We start from the raw sequence: 16591 nt of genomic DNA on the forward strand, positions 1-16591 counted from the left end.
AGGCGTCACGTGGGCACGATAGGGGAACAAATCAAGTCTCACCGAAAGAAAATGGGTATGAGCCAAACTGAACTCGCCAAGTTGGTTGGGGTGTCCCAGGGACACATCAGCCACTTGGAGAGCAACGAGAAACAGCCCAGCCTCTCAATTTTGGCGGACATTGCAAAGGTCTTTGGCGTAACGATCAGTCGCTTGATTGGGGACACCTCTGCACTCGGCTCTGGCGCGTACGATGTACTGGATATCTCCATCGAGATAGATCAGCAATGCCTCCATGAACAGTTCGGCGAAGCACGTCGTCTGATTGATGAGGCACGCAATATGCCTTACTTTTCCGACCTCCACAACCTCGCGGCGTTGGAAGTCAGCCTCGCGATCACGTATGTTCATGAGGAAAATCACGAGGCAGCCGTGCGAATATTAAAACCCTGGTTCGAACGTCTGGGCGAATTAGGACCAGGCCTTGCGGTGGAAGTCCTCTATTGGCTTGGTTATGCGACTCGTTTGGCCGCAACATCGACTGGGTCCGAGAAGATCGAAGAAGCTCTGGCATTTCTGCGTGAGGCAAAATCCGTGCTTGCATTTGTGGATCGGCGTAGTCGCTTGGAAACCCGAGCCATGGTTGAACTGGAGCTTGGCTATTGTTACCGAGACATTGGTGCTTCGGACAAAGCCCTCGAAAGTTTGCAGCAAGCCAATGCTCTCTTGTCGCCACGAGTGGCCTATATGGACCGACAATTGGCATATCTAACGCTCGCCATGGCCGAAGAATACGAGCGTGCGCAGAACTGGGAGCAATGTGTCGACGGTGGGATGCGCGCACGGGATCTATTTCGTAACATAGTGCGGGATGCCGAGGGCGAGTGTAAGGCCCTGCATACCGTTGCGAAAGCTCTGGTGGCGTTGGGGCGGCGTGAGGATGCCCTCAAGACCTACCATGAGGCGTACGCTTTGGCGAAGGATACCTCGCTGACTATGGTGCAAGCGATTTCGGAGAGCGCTGCGTCCAGCGGATTTGACCTGGGCGATGTGTGACCGGTGCATCGCAGTGATGGTCTGGCTTGTAGTCTTGGCTGGGTCTGTGTGTCGAGCGCGGACCAGATGCAGAGCGGTGAAGTTAATTGGCTCAGGAACCTATTCACTTGGTCCGGGTGTCCGTCACACTTCATAAACGCCGAACCCTTGGTCGACCATCCAATACTCGTTGGAAACGTCTGTACCGATACGCTCGAACAGTCGCTTGCAGTTCTCGTTGTCGGGAGCCGCGACGATGGAACCGTACTCGCTTGACAGGGACGCTATTGCTGCGGTGCCGATGCCGTTTCCGCGTTGCTCTTCGTCGATATCAAGGCGCTCCAAGTACGCGAAATGTGTAAATGCAATGAATGAGATAACAGGGACTCCTACGAAACAACCAAGTTGTTTTGCATCACCCGCCCAACAACAAAGTAGAACATCGCTAAATTAACGATGTCTTCCTTATGCCAATAAATAACTTGTGTTGACATGAAGTATATTTTGACATATTATTACATTAATTATAATGTTTATTATATAATTAATTTATTTGGAATTATGAATCGACAAAACGAATAATTTATGGGCATTTATGGTTTACATTTGATGTAATGATTGCTAAAATTATAATTAAACAGATAACAGATTCATTGGGTAAAGGCTCAACAGAGGGAAGCACAACGGTCTAGTTGACTTAGTAGGCCTGTGCTATCTTGGCGGCTTGGGTGGTTGAGCCCACACCATGAATCCACTAACGCACCCTGGCATGTTGAGAGTCAGGTTTTTTGTGTTTCCCTTGACTAAAAGAGAGGAGGGACTGTCACGTTTTAAGCCATCTAAACGTCTATAAGGAGGAGATAATGGTGAAAAAAATTGTCGCTGGAATCACTTTCGCTCTCGCGATGATGTCGCTACCAGCATTGGCATATGCGGCGACAGGGCCATCACCAAACGGGCACTATTATGGTGTTGCCCAGTGGAATAATGCCACCACAAATGAGGGTGCCTACGCAGATCTATATATCTCTTCAGGAAGTGCTGCAGACTACGCGAGTGGTGGGCACATTAACCAAACAGTGTGGGAAGGAACAAACTACTCGTCGACCGGATCGGATTGGGTGGAAGGTGGTTACACCTATGGGTACCACGGTGCAAATGTTCTAACGTATTACTGGGCACAAAATAACCCGACAACAGGCTACAGTGATCATCGAGTGACAAGTACTACACCCACTGTTGGCAATTGGGAACCAGTAGAGGTTTATTACATCGGGAACGATACATGGGATGTAGACTTTGACTGGTCCACGCAGACAGACTCTGACGGAACTCACACAGTAGCAACTGGCCAGCCACCGTATAGTAACTATATGGCGACAGGTGTGGAGTCAACAAGTTCTTCCAGCACTCTGAGTGGAGCGTATTCTTCGGGTATGGAATACGAAAATACGAGCGGAACTTGGAGTAGTGCATGGGGAAGTGGCACAGGGCTTCTAATATACACACCTGCAGAAGCTGCGTGGACTACGACAAACGCGAAACTCCACGATTGGCAAAATTGATGAAAGGGCGTGAACTGTAATGAAAAAAGGTCTCCTAATCGTCGCCTCTGGAGTGTGCGCACTTGCCCTAGGTAGTGGATTAGTGTGGGCTAACACGGTGCACAATTCTACCCCAAAAACGGCCCATGTAACGACTGGGGCACTACCTAGCTCGGTACCTAGTTTTGTATCTTCCTTAGCCCGAAAATTAGCTAGTCAAAATGGCGACAGCATCCCAGCCGGTGCACAAGTGGTGTTAACCACAAGACAAGCGGCTAATTCTTTGGCATTCAATGCAACAGTTAAGTCTAATCAGTCCGTGTACTTGGTGGTAATGAAAGGACATTTCGTTGACAAAAACGCATTTCTTCCACCCAACGCGAAAGCGCCCACAGGTACTACGCTGAGTTTTGTCGTGGACCCGACTACGCATCAAGTACTGGATTTTGGTATTAACAATACGAATCCTGCCTTGTCTCATTTGGGGCACGCAGCTAATCTTCCCGTACAGTAAATCCCTTAGGCAAGAAGCCGAGCCTCATTTGTAGGCTCGGCTTCTTCGATAAGCATTCGTCGACGTTGAGTTTCTATAGAGTGGTTCGACTGATCTAAATTTTGCGGTAGATCGCAATGACAAACGGTGTTCCTGTTCCCAAGCATGGGTCATGCGAGAGTGGAATGTGATACTTTAGCTCCATTCGGGTCATGAGCTGAAACAGGACGGGGTCCCTTGCTGTGCGCAAACATGGTCTACGGCCTGATTGCTAGAATATAGTCGCACGTTGGATGTCCACGTGGGTCTGTCAAGAGTTTTGTGTAAACCCCGGTTTGGAATCCTTCAGCGGATGTAGGGGTCAATCCGTTCTCCGAAATAGATGGAGAGTTGGCTGAGGATGGGGCCCCAGTTCTGAATTCGCATCGTCCATTTTTTTGTGACTTCCATCGTAGCCAGGTATAGCATCTTGAGGAGAGACTCGTCCGTTGGGAAAATGCTCTTGCCCTTGGTGACCTTTCGTAGTTGCCTATGGTAGCTCTCAATCATGTTCGTGGTGTAAATCAGTTTGCGCATCTCTGTGGGGTAGCAGAAGAAGGTAGAGAGCTCGTCCCAGTTGTTGCGCCAAGAGCGAATGACCATTGGGTACTTTGCGCCCCAGGCCTCTTCAAAGCGGTCCAGTTCGGCCCTTGCTGCTTCCTCGGTGCTGGCTTTGTAAACCGGCTTGAGTGCAGCGGTGACTGCCTTGTAATCCTTGTACGACACGTATTTGAGCGAATTGCGAATCTGGTGCACCACGCACTTTTGAATGTCCGTTTTCGGGTAGCAAGCGGCGATGGCTTCACTGAAGCCAGTCAAGTTATCCACAGAGACGATAAGAATGTCCTCTACGCCACGGCCCTTAAGTTCGTTCAGCACAGTGAGCCAAAACTTCGAGGATTCGTTTTCTCCGACCCACATGCCCAGCACATCTTTACAGCCTTCTAAATCGATGCCTATCACCATGTATGACGCCTTGTTGACCACCCGACCTTCCTGTTTCACCTTGTAGTGGATCGCATCCAGAAACACGGCGGCGTATACCGTTTGCAACGGTCGATGCTGCCATTCTTTGATGAGGGGCAACAACTTGTCTGTGATGTTGGAAATGAGCGTTGGGGAAACCTCCACGCCGTACAGGTGCTGCAGATGCGACTGGATGTCCCGTGTGCTTACACCCCGTGCATACAAGGCAATGACTTGCTCTTCGACGCCGGTCGTTTTCGTTTGGTGCTTCTTGACGATTTCAGGTTCAAACTCACCCTGACGGTCTCTGGGGATGGCGAGTTCCACCTCGCCATATTCGGACATCAGCGTCTTACGACTATGCCCATTACGGCTGTTTTCCGTCGCTTTATTCTTCACGTCGTGTTTCCCATAGCCCAGTTCGGTCTCGAGTTCGGCCTCCAACATTCCCTGCATCGTACTTGCGAACAGGTCACGCAGGGCGGATTGCACATCCTCCGCTGACTTGAGATTGTTTTCTTGAATAAACTGCTGCAGAAATTCCTTGGATACCTTCGTCATCTTCATATCCTCCCAATCTTGTACTCCCCTATAGGGACTGGGAGTTTACACAAAAGATCTTACACCCTCGTCCACGTGCACCTTTGCGGCTTACCCTCTCATGTCTCCCAGGGTCTCATCTGAGCCTCCGTACATTCCTTCGTTCTGCCTGCTAAGAGGGAGTGTCGTTGAACAGCAGTCGGCTAAAGCCCCACGTACGTCGCAGCGTTGTCATGGTAGAGCGAGGCATACCGAATGTAGCGGCGCACCATCGCCTCCCCCTTGTGCCCCGTCTGATTCATGATGGAATGCATGGAAGCGCCGGCTTTGGCGGCAGACGTGGCGAGTCCTGATCGCAGACTGTGGCCAGCGTACGACTCGCTTGGTAGGCCAATAGCCTCGGCGTAGTGCTTTACGATGCGAGCGACAGTTCGGTCGGACAGATGTTCGTCTTTTCCCTCTTTTTTGATCACAACTACCCCAACTCTACCCGCCTTGTCTACCCGTCGAAACACCGCGCCACTGGCGATGTCTGCTTGCTTCAGCCATTCTTGCAAGGTTCGCACGGGGCATGTTTCAGGACGTGACCCATAAGGGATTCCGACTTTCCGCCCGTAGCCTTCCTGGTCTGTTTTGCTGCGGCGGATGGTGATCGTGATCCCTTCTTGTGTCATCTCCAGGTCTTCTACGTCCAAAGCGACGAGTTCCGAGCGCCTGAAAGCACCCGCAAAGCCAACGAGAAGGAGGGCTCGGTCCCGGAGACCGCGCAGGTTGTCCGGTGCCACCTGAACCATACGGCGTAGGTGCTCTGTTAAAATGGGAGCTTTCTGTTTCGCCGCAACGCCCTGTTGGTGCCGAATGCCCTTCCAAGTGGACCGAACATACTCAGACTCAATGGGAGAGGGCAGCCCCTTCGCTCTGTGCGCGAAGCTGATGGAGGCCATGTGCCTGGCGATTGTGCTTACCCGTCTGCCTTGCTGGGACAAATGCGTTAAGTAGTTGGAGACTGCCTGGGGCGCTGCCGGCAGTGCGCTGTATCCTAGCCGGTCACACCAGGTAGTGAATGCTTCCCAGTCGGACTTGTACGCTTTTTGAGTGCTTGCTATCCTCGACTGCCTTTGGAACTCTTCCGTCCCTGCCGTGAGCTGTTCAATTTCCGTGGATACTTCGACAGTCACTGTACGATGCAACTGGATTGCCAAACGCCCCACCTCCCATCGCTATCAGTTGGCCTTGTAGACGAAGAGGCCTTTCTTTGGAGGCGCAACGCTCTGCAGCAGGCTCAACATCCATCCTTTAAGGGAACTGTCCTCCACATCCGTGTTGCAGCCACAAGCGTTCAATATCTCGCGGACTGTGCCTTGTTTGAGGATGTCGCGCCCAGACTTGATATCAATTGCTGGAGAGAGCCAGAGTTCCCGTCCTGAAGCGTCTTTGACGACCACGTTGAACACGGTTTTGTGCCCAAGTTCGTTAATTTGTGACTTATGAACATACCCCGACTCCTCAGCTGTTTCCTTTGTCATGACAATGACTTCGGTGGGACGTGGCAAGAATTTGCGGTACGTCTCCAAAGTCTCCACGCTCTGGTCACTGGTGGACGAATAAAGCATGGTCTCAAGTAGTACGAGTTGCCCATCCTTGGCGTACAGCAATGTGTTTGGTGTATAACGCACATCTGTGGACTTGGGTGATCCGACGCCATCATGTGCGTACACATCAACGGTACCGTTCTCGTCGCGGAACAGCTTCACGACCTGGTTGCTCAAGACCGGTTCCAAGTCATTTTGGCTGAAACCGCACCTTTCCAAAAAGCTAACAGCTAAATGTGGACCGGTGCCTGCGTATCCGCAGTTGGCGCCTGTGGACCAGAACTCCTGCCCATCGGTAAATCGCAACACAAAGGTTGGACTGCTGACCGTACGCAAAGGGCCATGAAAGTATGGTTGTAGTTCGAAAAACCCGTCCATGGCCGCATCCAGTGTCCTGTTATATAGGAAGGCAGCCTGTACCTGTTCGAGACGACCAGTCCGCTCCCAGTCGTCTATCAACTTGTGAGTCTGGACGTTTTCCATGTCGCTGATACGATTGCTTGAGGATGAATTGTCATGAGCAGATTTCATGAGATAGTCATCGATGTCAGAACGAAGGTATAATACTCCTTTACTCATTTTCTTGAGCGGATATAGGTGTCCTTCTCTAGTTAGTAAACTTACGTGTTGCCTCGTGCAACCCAGTATTTCTCCGACCTCATCAGACGATAATACATTCGAAGCCAATTCATAACGCATACGATCACTTGTAATGGACATATCCATGAACACCACCAAACAACAAATTGTAATCGGAATAATTATACCACTCAATAGATGCCAATTGTGAAATATAAATATATATATGTCGATAGATATTCATGTCCGATAACGTTTACTTATGGGACGTATACAAAGGTTAAGTATGGTAATTTCGTTAGGTGGTGAATGCGAAGCCTGGATAATGGGGAGATGTACAGTGGCTATTGACAGGTCTGCGACTAATTTAAGTTCTGGTAGGCATAGTCAATAAATCATAATGAAAATTTTATGCTCATGAATAAATGGATATTCTCTATGTATTATGTGCATGTCGATGGGTTCTGGGTGTCATCGTCTGGTGAACTGAAACACAGTAGTCTAGTTAAAGTCTTCGGTCGGCGTTGAATGCCAGCGACCCTTATTATGAATACTGGACGTTCAAGAGGGCTGGTTGAGTGCCGTCCAATCTCAATTTCTCGTGAAAGGGTAACCAGTTCTGTAACGTTTATTTTCTTAACGTACGATTTTTTCCGTTTCGTGACGCGACCCCTATACCGCATTATTGCGGGAAGTAGAACCACGATATGAAGTTTTTTGAATGAGGGACTTTTCTGCAGTGGATGATTGAACTGAAGGATCATGGATTCGATAACGCTTCATCATGGTGACCGCAGTTTCGAAGGACAATGGTATCCGGCTTTTCGTAATGAAACGTAATCCGGATGTCCATGTTGGCGCTGGCCTCAAAAATATCCGAATGGCCCTCCATCTTGTGTGTCCGCAAAGACGGATGATGAGGATTATCCAGTAGTAATCGTAAGGCCTTAGCTACTGCTTTTTGTGACTTTGTGTCCAGCTCTCCAAGGCTCTTGCCGAACCTTTCTGTCGGCCTCAGTATGGCCATCGGCTAGTCCTGTTGCACACCGAGGCCTTTGATATAGGCGTCCAGCTCCTCGGCATTTCGAATCGTAGTCATACGACCGGCGCGTGCATCTTCGTCGGCCTCTCGTTCACGTTTCTGCCACTCATCCGACCAAAACCACGCCTGTGAACGCGGAATGGAGAGCATCGGCTCCATAACGATCCGTCCATCAACAATCTGGACTTCAAACTCCGTACCCTCTTCGAGTTTCATCGCATCGACAATGGCTTTTGGTAGCACGAGCTGAGACCGCTTGCCGAGCTTGGCCTTGATCATGCGACGACCTCCATTCACTTTCGCTACACTCATTCCCACAGTATGCTCACTCCCAATGGTTATATTCAGACAAACGCATATTCTGATTTTCTGAGTTTAGGATAACACACATTGAAAGAGCTCGAAACGTTTGATGCCCAAAGCACGTCTAACTCTATACACCTAATATCTGAACGGCTAACAAAATAACCGCAGAACACACGCCGAGACAAGCTTCTCTAACCGCGAATAAGGTGGGTATTGCTTTTCATTTTCACAATGGGAGTGATGTTGATGCTATGCCGCGAACACTTAATCGATGCGTTGACGCACACTCACAGGGCGCTAATTGCCTGTTCTCAGTGCATTGAAGAATCATCGACCGCAGAAGAAAAGGAATTGCTTAAAGACCTTGGGTTTTCATTGGCGACTCAAGCAAAACAAATTCATGAAAAGCTGCTGGACTGCAATAAGTCCATGCATTCGTGAGAAGGGTTAAAAAGGAGAAACTAGATATGAAACGTCAATCCTACACTCCTCAGCAGCAAATCGCTTGGTACAAAACAGTTATTCGGCATGCCGCCATTCGTGTGAATCGAAAATATAGTCGCTGGGCCAGGGAATCACTGACTTTAAACACTGTGACAGACGAAGGTAGTGAACTTGGAGACCTCTTGCCTTCGGAGTCTGCGGAAAGAGACTTTCAAGACAGCGAACTATTAATGGCACTTGAAGTTTTACCAGAACAAGAACGGTTGATTGTTGAATCCATTTACGGTCACGGAGATACACAACGTGAGATTGCCAAAACACTAAATATGAGCCAATCGACAGTCTGTAAGTTGCACAAAAAAGCGCTAACAAATCTAAGGAGGTTCATCAGGGATGAGATGCACACAGGAACACATCCATGATATCGAAATTCAAATTCAGAACGGGGATAATTCGGCAGCGGTAGAACTCTGTCGTTGTTTTATGCCGGAGATAAAAGCATCTACACGTTTTGCTGGACGGATGCAATCAGATGCCATCCAGGAAGTGTGTAGCGTGCTCGTTAGCAAGGCTATTGAGCATAATTCGGACCAAATTCAACATTAACGTAATCAAAATCGAAGGTCGATGTCTTTCTATATGAGTAGAGGGCAAAACGTCCCTCACTGAGTCGGCCGACCAGTGATAAAAGGAGGAGATTGTCATGGCTTATATTGGTGGCAGTGGACCCCAAACTGGATTGTACGGTACTTTTACGAGTACGACTGCTGTTGTAGACGCTGCAAAGAAAGGATGGCCCGGAATTTCATCGGTATCTGGTACTGCACCAAGCAGCGCCTCTCCGTACACTAGTACATTGATGTACAACGGCCACACCGTACCGTACTATGTCGGCCAAGCGTATCACCAAGGAGTTAGTTTCTGGTGGAACGACTATTGGACAGTTTCAGGGCCGTCCAGTACTGAGAATGATTGGACCAGCGCCGGTAAAACTGCGGGAGAGCACGCTGCTGGAGTGATCATGACTGCTTCTAACTCCACGGGGTACCTACCGCAGTACGTAGTCATCGATTTAGAAGGTGCCATCCCGCCCACAAACTCGTCTCAATTCCGGACGTTGGTCCAAGGTTGGGTGTCTGGCATCATCACTGGATCTTCAGGTGAACTTACAGCGGCTTTGTACGCCAATCAGTATCAATGGAAAAGTTATGACTTAAACACGCTAAACGTCCCGGGATTTGTGGCTATTAGCCCCATTTCCTCGTCCAATCCACCTTCAGCAACCGGAAGTAACATCTCGGGCTTCAACGGGTACTACGGGACGTGCGTGAACGGTAACTGCAATGGGGATGTTACGGTTTTAAATAGTTTTGGAGAGACAAATTCTATACAGTTTAGCGACAGTGGCGACGACTGTGGTCCGTAATCTTTGTCTGAGGGTGTAAGATCTTTTGTGTAAACTCCCAGTCCCTATAGGGGAGTACAAGATTGGGAGGATATGAAGATGACGAAGGTATCCAAGGAATTTCTGCAGCAGTTTATTCAAGGGGTACCGCCAACAAAATGACGCAAAACCCACGCTAAGACAATTTATGGATTTAAATATCCGACTTTTTCTACGCTAAGCATCTTTCTCTCGGGTTTTAAGCGGTCGCAACGCATTCTCGCTAGTCGGTGGATTTGTACTGAAAGTGTACTCTCCAAGAAAATTGATGTGCTCCCATCCTAATGGGGAAATGTGATTTAGCAGTTCTTCACTAAGTATCCCTTTCTTCGTTTGGAATTCTGTAGCCTTAGTCAAATAGAGGGTATTCCATACGCTAATCGCATTAATCAAGATATTTAATGCACTCGCGCGCTGGAGTTGATCTTGTAAGGCTCTCTCACGTAGTTCCCCATGTTTCCCAAAGAAGATGGCTCTGGCCAATGCGTTCATCGCCTCACCTTTATTTAGCCCTCGGTGAATTCTTCGTCTCATGGATTCGCTTGAAACGTAATCCAAAATGAAAATCGTCTTTTCGATCCGCCCCATCTCACGAAGTGCAGTAGCTAAACGGTTTTGCCGTGAATATGAACCGAGTTTTATGGTGGCCCCATCTGTCAAGACAAGTTTTTTTAATCTCTAAGCTATAGTCTAGTTTTCCCCGTCCCTATCATCTTTTAGGAGGAGCGGGAGGGGTGAATGGCCATAGGCCAGAGGGGAGGAGCGAAGCGGCTTCCCCTGTCCCTGATCTTGTGTTTCTGGTCCTTAAGCAATCTCCCTTCCTGTATATGTATTCTGACGAGTGGAAGTAGGAATTGGATCCTCTGGCTTCATCCCCATCAGATGGATCTCAGCCGGTGTATGATCCCTTAGCGATTGGTGTGGTCTTTCATGATTGTATTTGTGTATGAATCTTCTGATTGATTCCCTCGCCTCTCTTGGTGTGGCGTACTCTTTTGTGTACACCTCTTGGTACTTGAGCGTTCGCCAGAACCGTTCGATGTAGATGTTATCCACAGCTCGGTTCTTGCCATCCATGCTAATTCGGACGCCGGCCTGCTTGAGCATATCCGTGTACTGTGGACTGGTGAAGTGACTGCCTTGGTCGCTGTTCCAAATCTCTGGCTTCGCATGGTTCAAGGCTGTTTGTGTGGCTTTCAGAACGAAGTCGATCTCGAGCGTCTGGTCAAGTTCCCAGCTCATAATGTAGCGGGAATACCAATCAATCACAGCGACCAGGTACATCCATCCGTGCTTCAGCCGAACATACGTGATGTCGATTGACCAGACATGGTTCGGGTGACTTGCCTTTACACCTGTCAGCAAGTAGGGATAAATCTTGTGGGCCAGGTTCCGCTTGCTGAGGTTTGGGCCCGGGCTGACACCAGCGATACCCATGTCTCTCATGCAGCGCACGATACGCTTGCGGTTGATGATCCAACCTTCTCGGCGCAGGATAGCTGTAATGTAGCGGCTGCCTGAGACTGGCCGCTCTGTGTATATCTCGTCGATGCGACGACGCAGACGCATCTCTTCATCTGAGACGTCTACAGGCTTGTAGTAGAGGCTCGTTCGACTCAGGCTAAGTAGGACCGCCTGTCTAGAAACTGAGAGTTCATCACTGTCGGTCTCAACCATGGCAACACGTTCCGCCCTAGTTCTGCTTGAAGCCAGATTTTTTTTTTGAGCCACTCAACCTCGGTGGTTAAGCGACCAATTTTCGCATACAGCTCGGAAGTTTCCTTTTCATGTTCTTTCTTTAGTACAGCGGTGTTCTTCTTCCCTTCGTCTTCGAAAAGGCTGGACATGTTCTCCAAGGCTGTGTTCTTCCACCGATGTAGCATGGTGACGTGTACGCCGTACTCTGACGAAATCTGGGCAATGGTCTTCTCTTCTTTCAGAAGCTCAAGAACGACTTCTGCTTTGAATGACGCCGGATAATGTTTTCTCATAGCCATATTGTAGCTTAACCGGTCCCTTCTCAGTTGTCTTGATTCCTGGGACCACTATATTTCCCCATAATAAGTGATGCCGAGACCGTGCCTTCTCGAATCGAATGTGCCAACCGCAGTACATCGTCGTAATTTTCCCGAATGACTTTCGTGTTGATTTGACCACGCAATAGTTTCTCTAGTTTGGGGAATTCATTAGCTTTACCAATTGTGTACAATTTGGCGTCGGCCAGATCACGCAGTCGAGGGGCAAATCGGAATCCTAGTAAATGAGTTAGGCCGAAGACTTGGTCAGTATATCCGGCAGTATCGGTATAGTGTTCTTCTATCGCCAAGTCGGTTTCATGGTGCAAAAGTCCGTCGATAACATGTACTGCATCTCTAGAGTTCGTGTTAATCACTTTCGTAAAAAAGCTAGAAAACTGGTCACTCACAAATCGGTAAATCGTAGCCCCTTTTCCGGTACCATAGTGCGGATTGGCATCTGCATGAAGCGCAGCCACACCAATCTGGACGCGCATTCCGTCCGAAGAGGACGTCGTACCGTCGCCCCAATAAGAAGGCAGGGTCAGCCGATGGTGAAAGTTAACCAAAACAGCCTGTGCTTTGTTCAGCGCGTCTTCGTAAAGTCTCCATTGTGAGGTATTGGCCATTTGCCGATATGAAATACCAGGTGTAGCTTCAGCCATCTTGGTGAGCCCAACGTTTGTTCCCATCGCCATAAGAGTGGCCAGAACCACCCTGGTTTCTTCTTCGTTAGGCGGGCGGTTTGTTGAAGCATGAACAAACTGTTCTTGAAAGCCAGTCCACCTAGCTACATCCATAAGAAGGTCCGTTAATTTAATGTGTGGCAGCAATTCGTATAATGACACGCTAAAGTCCCTGGCTTCAGTTGGAACATCTCTTTCCAACCGATTAATGTGGAGTTTCCCGTTCTCCAGGTTTATCCCTTCCAACTCATCGACATTCGAGGATACCCATTCCAAGCGTTTCAATAGCGATTCCATCCGTTCTTCTATGTATTCATCGGCCGACATGCTAACAGCCAATTTTGTCTGATTTAGTTTAATCTGCTCCCAATCTTCTTTGGAAACGAGGTATTCATCAAAATCCTTATGCTGGCGGCTTCCAACAATGGAGACATCACCGGACCGAATATAGTTTCGCAATTCCGTGAGAACCGCCATTTCGTAATAATGCCGGTTAATGGTTCCGTCATCGTCATAGACATGGCTTTGCCAGCGATTCGACACAAACTCAAGGGGAGCACCTTCAGGCACCTTACGTTTACCTGTTTCATTCATGTCCCGTACAATCTCGATGGCTTTCATCAAAGGCTCTGCGGACTTGGTTGAGCGAAATTCCAGTGACTGCAGGAGTGTTGGAGTGTATTTACGGAGTGTATAGAACTTCTTCTCAAGTAAATCCAAATAGTCGTAATCAATAGGACGTGCCAAAGTCTTGGCTTCTTCAATAGAGGATACAAGCTTATCCCAAGGCATCACAGTCTCTAGTGCCACGAAAGGATCAATGCCTTCATTGCGCGCTTTTATGAGTGCCTCCCCCAGATTGGCGAATTGAATGACTTTTTCATTGATCGATTTACCATTCTGTTTCTGGATTTCTTCTTGGGCCTTCCGACCCTTAGATAAAAGTGACATGATTTGACGGTCATGAATTTCGAATGCTTGGTCCGTTAAGTCCTGGGTCAATTCAAGTAAATAAGCGATTAAAATAGCGTATTTTTTCGAGGTATCAAATCGTCTCAGGGAATGTGGTTCGTATCGAGCACCGATTTTGGAAAGTTGGCGTAATCGATTTGGGTGGATTCCCTTTGTATCAATTTTCAACTGTAGTTGTCGGACATACTCGAGCTTCTCAATTACTTTAAGAAATGAATCCGGGGAACTAGTGCCTGGTATGTCACGAAGCCATGCCAGGTACGTTTTACTGCTTTCAGGCATGTAGGACAACGTGTGGTCCAACCTTTCCATCTGCTCAGTTGTTAACGCGGATACAAGGTGTTTAAAGATCTTTTCTTCGGCTCGTTGTCGGACCTCCCACACGAGTCGCTCTATGACAGTCATTCCAGGCAGAATAACCTTTTGTTTCCGAAACTCTTCTATTACTGCTTGAATTAGATATTCAGCATCTCCGTTCTCCATAGCGCGTCGCAACAGTAACTGAGACACATGGTGGTAATCATGAACCGTAAAATTACGAAAGCCAAACTCGCGTCTAATTTCATCAAGATGCTCATACTTTGTCTGTTCCCGCTCGGCGTATACGCCCAACTCTTTTGGCGAGACGGCTAATTGTTTGGCAATGTAGTCCACAACGGAATCGGATATGTGGTGGACATCAGACAATGTCCATCCTGGAAAGCGAAGAACACAGAGTTGCAGCGCGAAGCCTAATTTATTCGAAGCTCTTCGGTGACGTTTAATGATTTCAAGATCATCGGGAGACAACGTAAAATGACTTCCCAACTCGTAGTCGGTGAGATGGTCTGGTATGGACATAAACTCCAAACGTTGTTCTGAAGTCAGTAACTCCCTTGCTCTCCTATTGGGCACGGTTCTTCATCCTTTATTCCGATAGATTTTATTTGTTATACAGTGTCTGAGACCTTCTATGAAAATTGGTAAAAGGAACGCCTGACGAATCATACACAATGTACTTGTGTATGATTCGAAGAAGTCGTGCAATCCCTTGCTACGACTGGGTTTATAACCGATTTTGGATGTTTTTACTTCTGTACCATCTACGCCAATCAAACTTATTATATAATAGTATACAGTAAGTATGGTTCGACGGAGGGTCACTTTTGGAATTTGTTCAACCGATTCGCGAGAAAAAACAAATCGATTCTATAAAGAAAATTCTCAAGGCTACAAACTTGAGGGATTATTGCTTGTTCATATTAGGGATTAACTCTGGTCTTCGAATTAGCGACTTACTTAAACTGAACATTCGTGATGTGATGGACGAACGAGGACGAGTGAGAGACCGAGTGTCTATTCGGGAAACTAAAACAGGTAAAATCAAGGACTTTCCGGTTGGAGATACAGCACGTAAAGCCATCGTCGAATATTTGGGTACTCGGGCTTATACTTTAGATGATCCCTTGTTTTTGTCCAGGAAGGGCGGCCAAGCTCTGAAGAGGCAGCAAGCCTACAAGATCATTAACGATGCAGCCAGAGCAGTAGGCATTAAAGAAAACATTGGCACACATACGCTTCGGAAGACTTTTGGGTACCATGCGTATCAAGCAGGCGTCAGCTTAGCTGTGCTTCAGAAGCTATTCAATCATTCCGCTCCAAGTGTCACCCTGTCATACATCGGCATTACCCAGGATGAATTGGATGACGTGTATCTGAATCTGAATCTTTAGCCGTATATTTATGCGGTTTGCCCACCGCCTTCCCTATGGGACAAACGAGAAGAATGCAATAAGGAATTGGAGATACCAAAATGATAATTCGAGCTATATTTCTGTTTGTCTTGGCTGGTTTAGCCGAGATTAGTGGCGGGTATCTTATTTGGCAATGGCTGAAGAACGGGAAGTCACTTTGGGTCGGCATTATTGGAGCAGTTGTGATGATTTTGTACGGTGTGATTGCTACCCGTCAAGAATTTTCGTTCGGCAAAACATACGCTGCCTATGGTGGGATTTTCATAGCGATGGCGGTACTCTGGGGCTGGTTCATTGATAAGCGGTTTCCTGACTGGAGCGAATGGCTTGGTGCAGGGATTTGTCTTGTGGGTGTGGCTGTCATGTTGATGAAAAGGTAGCCCCTTGTTGCACAAACTATAATGGATGTAAGAAATAGTTAAAGGGGAATCGAAAATGGATGATTGTTGTGCTATTCCAACCCCCTCGAGGGATAACAATTTTCTTTGTCCCGAATGTAAACAAAAGGGTAAAGCCGTTGAAATAATTACGCTAAAAGCGTTACTCATACCCTCAGCTTTAGAAACAATTGATCCCCAGTCCTCCTATGGGTTTTGCCACAATCATTCGTGCGACATCGTTTACTTTTCCGATAATCAGAAGTTTCGAAGGCAAGACGTGAAAGTGCCAGTTTTTCAGAAGGATGCTGGATTGGATGTACCGGTTTGCTACTGCTTTGGATGGACTAGACAACGACTAGAACAGGCTGTCCAACAGCAGAAGCAGCCAAGCAACCACGTCAGTGAACAGGTTCAAGCAAATCGTTGTGGATGCGAGGTCAACAATCCCCAAGGAAGCTGCTGCTTAGGGAATGTTACGGCATATGTTCGTAGTCTTGGCAAAGCCAGCGTCTGAGAATATCAAGTAGGACGCCTTTTGTAGATCAGAATCTTGAACAAAGCGGACGCATTATCCCTGTAAAGTTGTACTTGTCCAAGCGTAAATACTCTTATTTTCCACCTTCTGTGTTTTGGGACTAAGGTTAATTCAGGGGTACCGACAACAAAACGCGGATTTACAACGCTAGAAGTGGACGAATATGTATATATCCTAGATTACTCAGTTTTAGTATTAGCGAGACCCTAACGCCCATTCTATAGATGACATCGAGTCCCGCCGTAAAACAGTAATTGAAAGACATCA

At 47.8% G+C, this 16591-nt stretch carries 13 protein-coding genes and 2 pseudogenes; 7 read left to right on the forward strand and 8 right to left on the reverse strand.

Annotated elements, in window-relative coordinates; translation table 11 throughout:
• Window positions 1-9 precede the first annotated feature (9 nt).
• Complete coding sequence (locus JC200_RS23965) at window positions 10-1035, forward strand: helix-turn-helix domain-containing protein (RefSeq protein WP_274436681.1); 1026 nt, start codon at window positions 10-12, stop codon at window positions 1033-1035.
• A 123-nt stretch (window positions 1036-1158) separates the two neighbouring features.
• Here the strand turns inward: JC200_RS23965 and JC200_RS23970 are convergent, their stop codons facing one another.
• A complete protein-coding gene (locus tag JC200_RS23970) occupies window positions 1159-1392 on the reverse strand; it encodes a hypothetical protein (protein ID WP_338000224.1) in 234 nt (77 codons plus the stop codon).
• 488 nt (window positions 1393-1880) lie between these two features.
• On the opposite strand from JC200_RS23970, the gene JC200_RS23975 reads away from it, so the two are divergent.
• Window positions 1881-2579, forward strand: coding sequence for a hypothetical protein (locus JC200_RS23975; RefSeq protein ID WP_274436683.1), 699 nt, complete (start codon window positions 1881-1883; stop codon window positions 2577-2579).
• A gap of 817 nt (window positions 2580-3396) precedes the next feature.
• On the opposite strand, the gene JC200_RS23980 is transcribed toward JC200_RS23975, so the two are convergent.
• From JC200_RS23980 to JC200_RS23995, 4 genes are all read right to left on the reverse strand, one after another.
• Window positions 3397-4617, reverse strand: a complete 1221-nt coding sequence (locus JC200_RS23980; protein WP_274435513.1) for an IS256 family transposase — start codon at window positions 4615-4617, stop codon at window positions 3397-3399.
• A 182-nt stretch (window positions 4618-4799) separates the two neighbouring features.
• Complete coding sequence (locus tag JC200_RS23985) at window positions 4800-5798, reverse strand: site-specific integrase (RefSeq protein ID WP_274436684.1); 999 nt, start codon at window positions 5796-5798, stop codon at window positions 4800-4802.
• A gap of 21 nt (window positions 5799-5819) precedes the next feature.
• On the reverse strand, window positions 5820-6719 hold the full coding sequence (locus JC200_RS23990) for a hypothetical protein (RefSeq protein WP_274436685.1): 900 nt from the start codon (window positions 6717-6719) through the stop codon (window positions 5820-5822).
• A 1078-nt stretch (window positions 6720-7797) separates the two neighbouring features.
• Window positions 7798-8088, reverse strand: a complete 291-nt coding sequence (locus JC200_RS23995; protein WP_274436686.1) for an AbrB/MazE/SpoVT family DNA-binding domain-containing protein — start codon at window positions 8086-8088, stop codon at window positions 7798-7800.
• A 494-nt stretch (window positions 8089-8582) separates the two neighbouring features.
• Here JC200_RS23995 and JC200_RS24000 point away from each other — a divergent pair, with 494 nt between their 5' ends.
• The gene (locus JC200_RS24000; protein ID WP_274436687.1) at window positions 8583-8981 is read left to right on the forward strand and encodes a sigma-70 family RNA polymerase sigma factor; all 399 of its coding nucleotides are present in this window, start codon (window positions 8583-8585) and stop codon (window positions 8979-8981) included.
• Window positions 8982-9262: 281 nt separating this feature from the next.
• The gene (locus JC200_RS24005) at window positions 9263-9985 is read left to right on the forward strand and encodes a hypothetical protein (protein WP_274436688.1); all 723 of its coding nucleotides are present in this window, start codon (window positions 9263-9265) and stop codon (window positions 9983-9985) included.
• A gap of 195 nt (window positions 9986-10180) precedes the next feature.
• Here the strand turns inward: JC200_RS24005 and JC200_RS24010 are convergent.
• The 3 genes and pseudogenes from JC200_RS24010 to JC200_RS24020 all read right to left on the reverse strand — a co-directional run.
• Window positions 10181-10642, reverse strand: a pseudogene (locus tag JC200_RS24010) (Tn3 family transposase); the annotation flags it as partial.
• Between the two features lie 165 nt (window positions 10643-10807).
• Window positions 10808-12000, reverse strand: a protein-coding gene (locus tag JC200_RS24015) for an IS3 family transposase (RefSeq protein WP_274436689.1) whose coding sequence is annotated in 2 segments (ribosomal slippage) — window positions 10808-11725 and window positions 11728-12000 — 1191 coding nt in all. Because the reading frame shifts where the segments join, the coding sequence is not laid out codon by codon here.
• Between the two features lie 29 nt (window positions 12001-12029).
• Window positions 12030-14516: pseudogene (locus JC200_RS24020) on the reverse strand (Tn3 family transposase); the annotation flags it as partial.
• Between the two features lie 305 nt (window positions 14517-14821).
• Between JC200_RS24020 and JC200_RS24025 the strand changes: the two are divergent.
• From JC200_RS24025 to JC200_RS24035, 3 genes are all read left to right on the forward strand, one after another.
• Window positions 14822-15388 (forward strand): site-specific integrase, encoded by a 567-nt coding sequence (locus JC200_RS24025; RefSeq protein ID WP_274436690.1) that lies wholly within the window; start codon window positions 14822-14824, stop codon window positions 15386-15388.
• Between the two features lie 83 nt (window positions 15389-15471).
• Window positions 15472-15789: a YnfA family protein gene (locus JC200_RS24030; protein ID WP_274436801.1), complete on the forward strand. Its 318-nt coding sequence runs from the start codon at window positions 15472-15474 to the stop codon at window positions 15787-15789.
• Window positions 15790-15844: 55 nt separating this feature from the next.
• Window positions 15845-16303: a putative iron-sulfur cluster-binding metallochaperone gene (locus JC200_RS24035; protein ID WP_198854252.1), complete on the forward strand. Its 459-nt coding sequence runs from the start codon at window positions 15845-15847 to the stop codon at window positions 16301-16303.
• Window positions 16304-16591 lie beyond the last annotated feature (288 nt).

Source organism: Alicyclobacillus sp. ALC3 (assembly GCF_028751195.1).
GTDB lineage: Bacteria > Bacillota > Bacilli > Alicyclobacillales > Alicyclobacillaceae > Alicyclobacillus_L.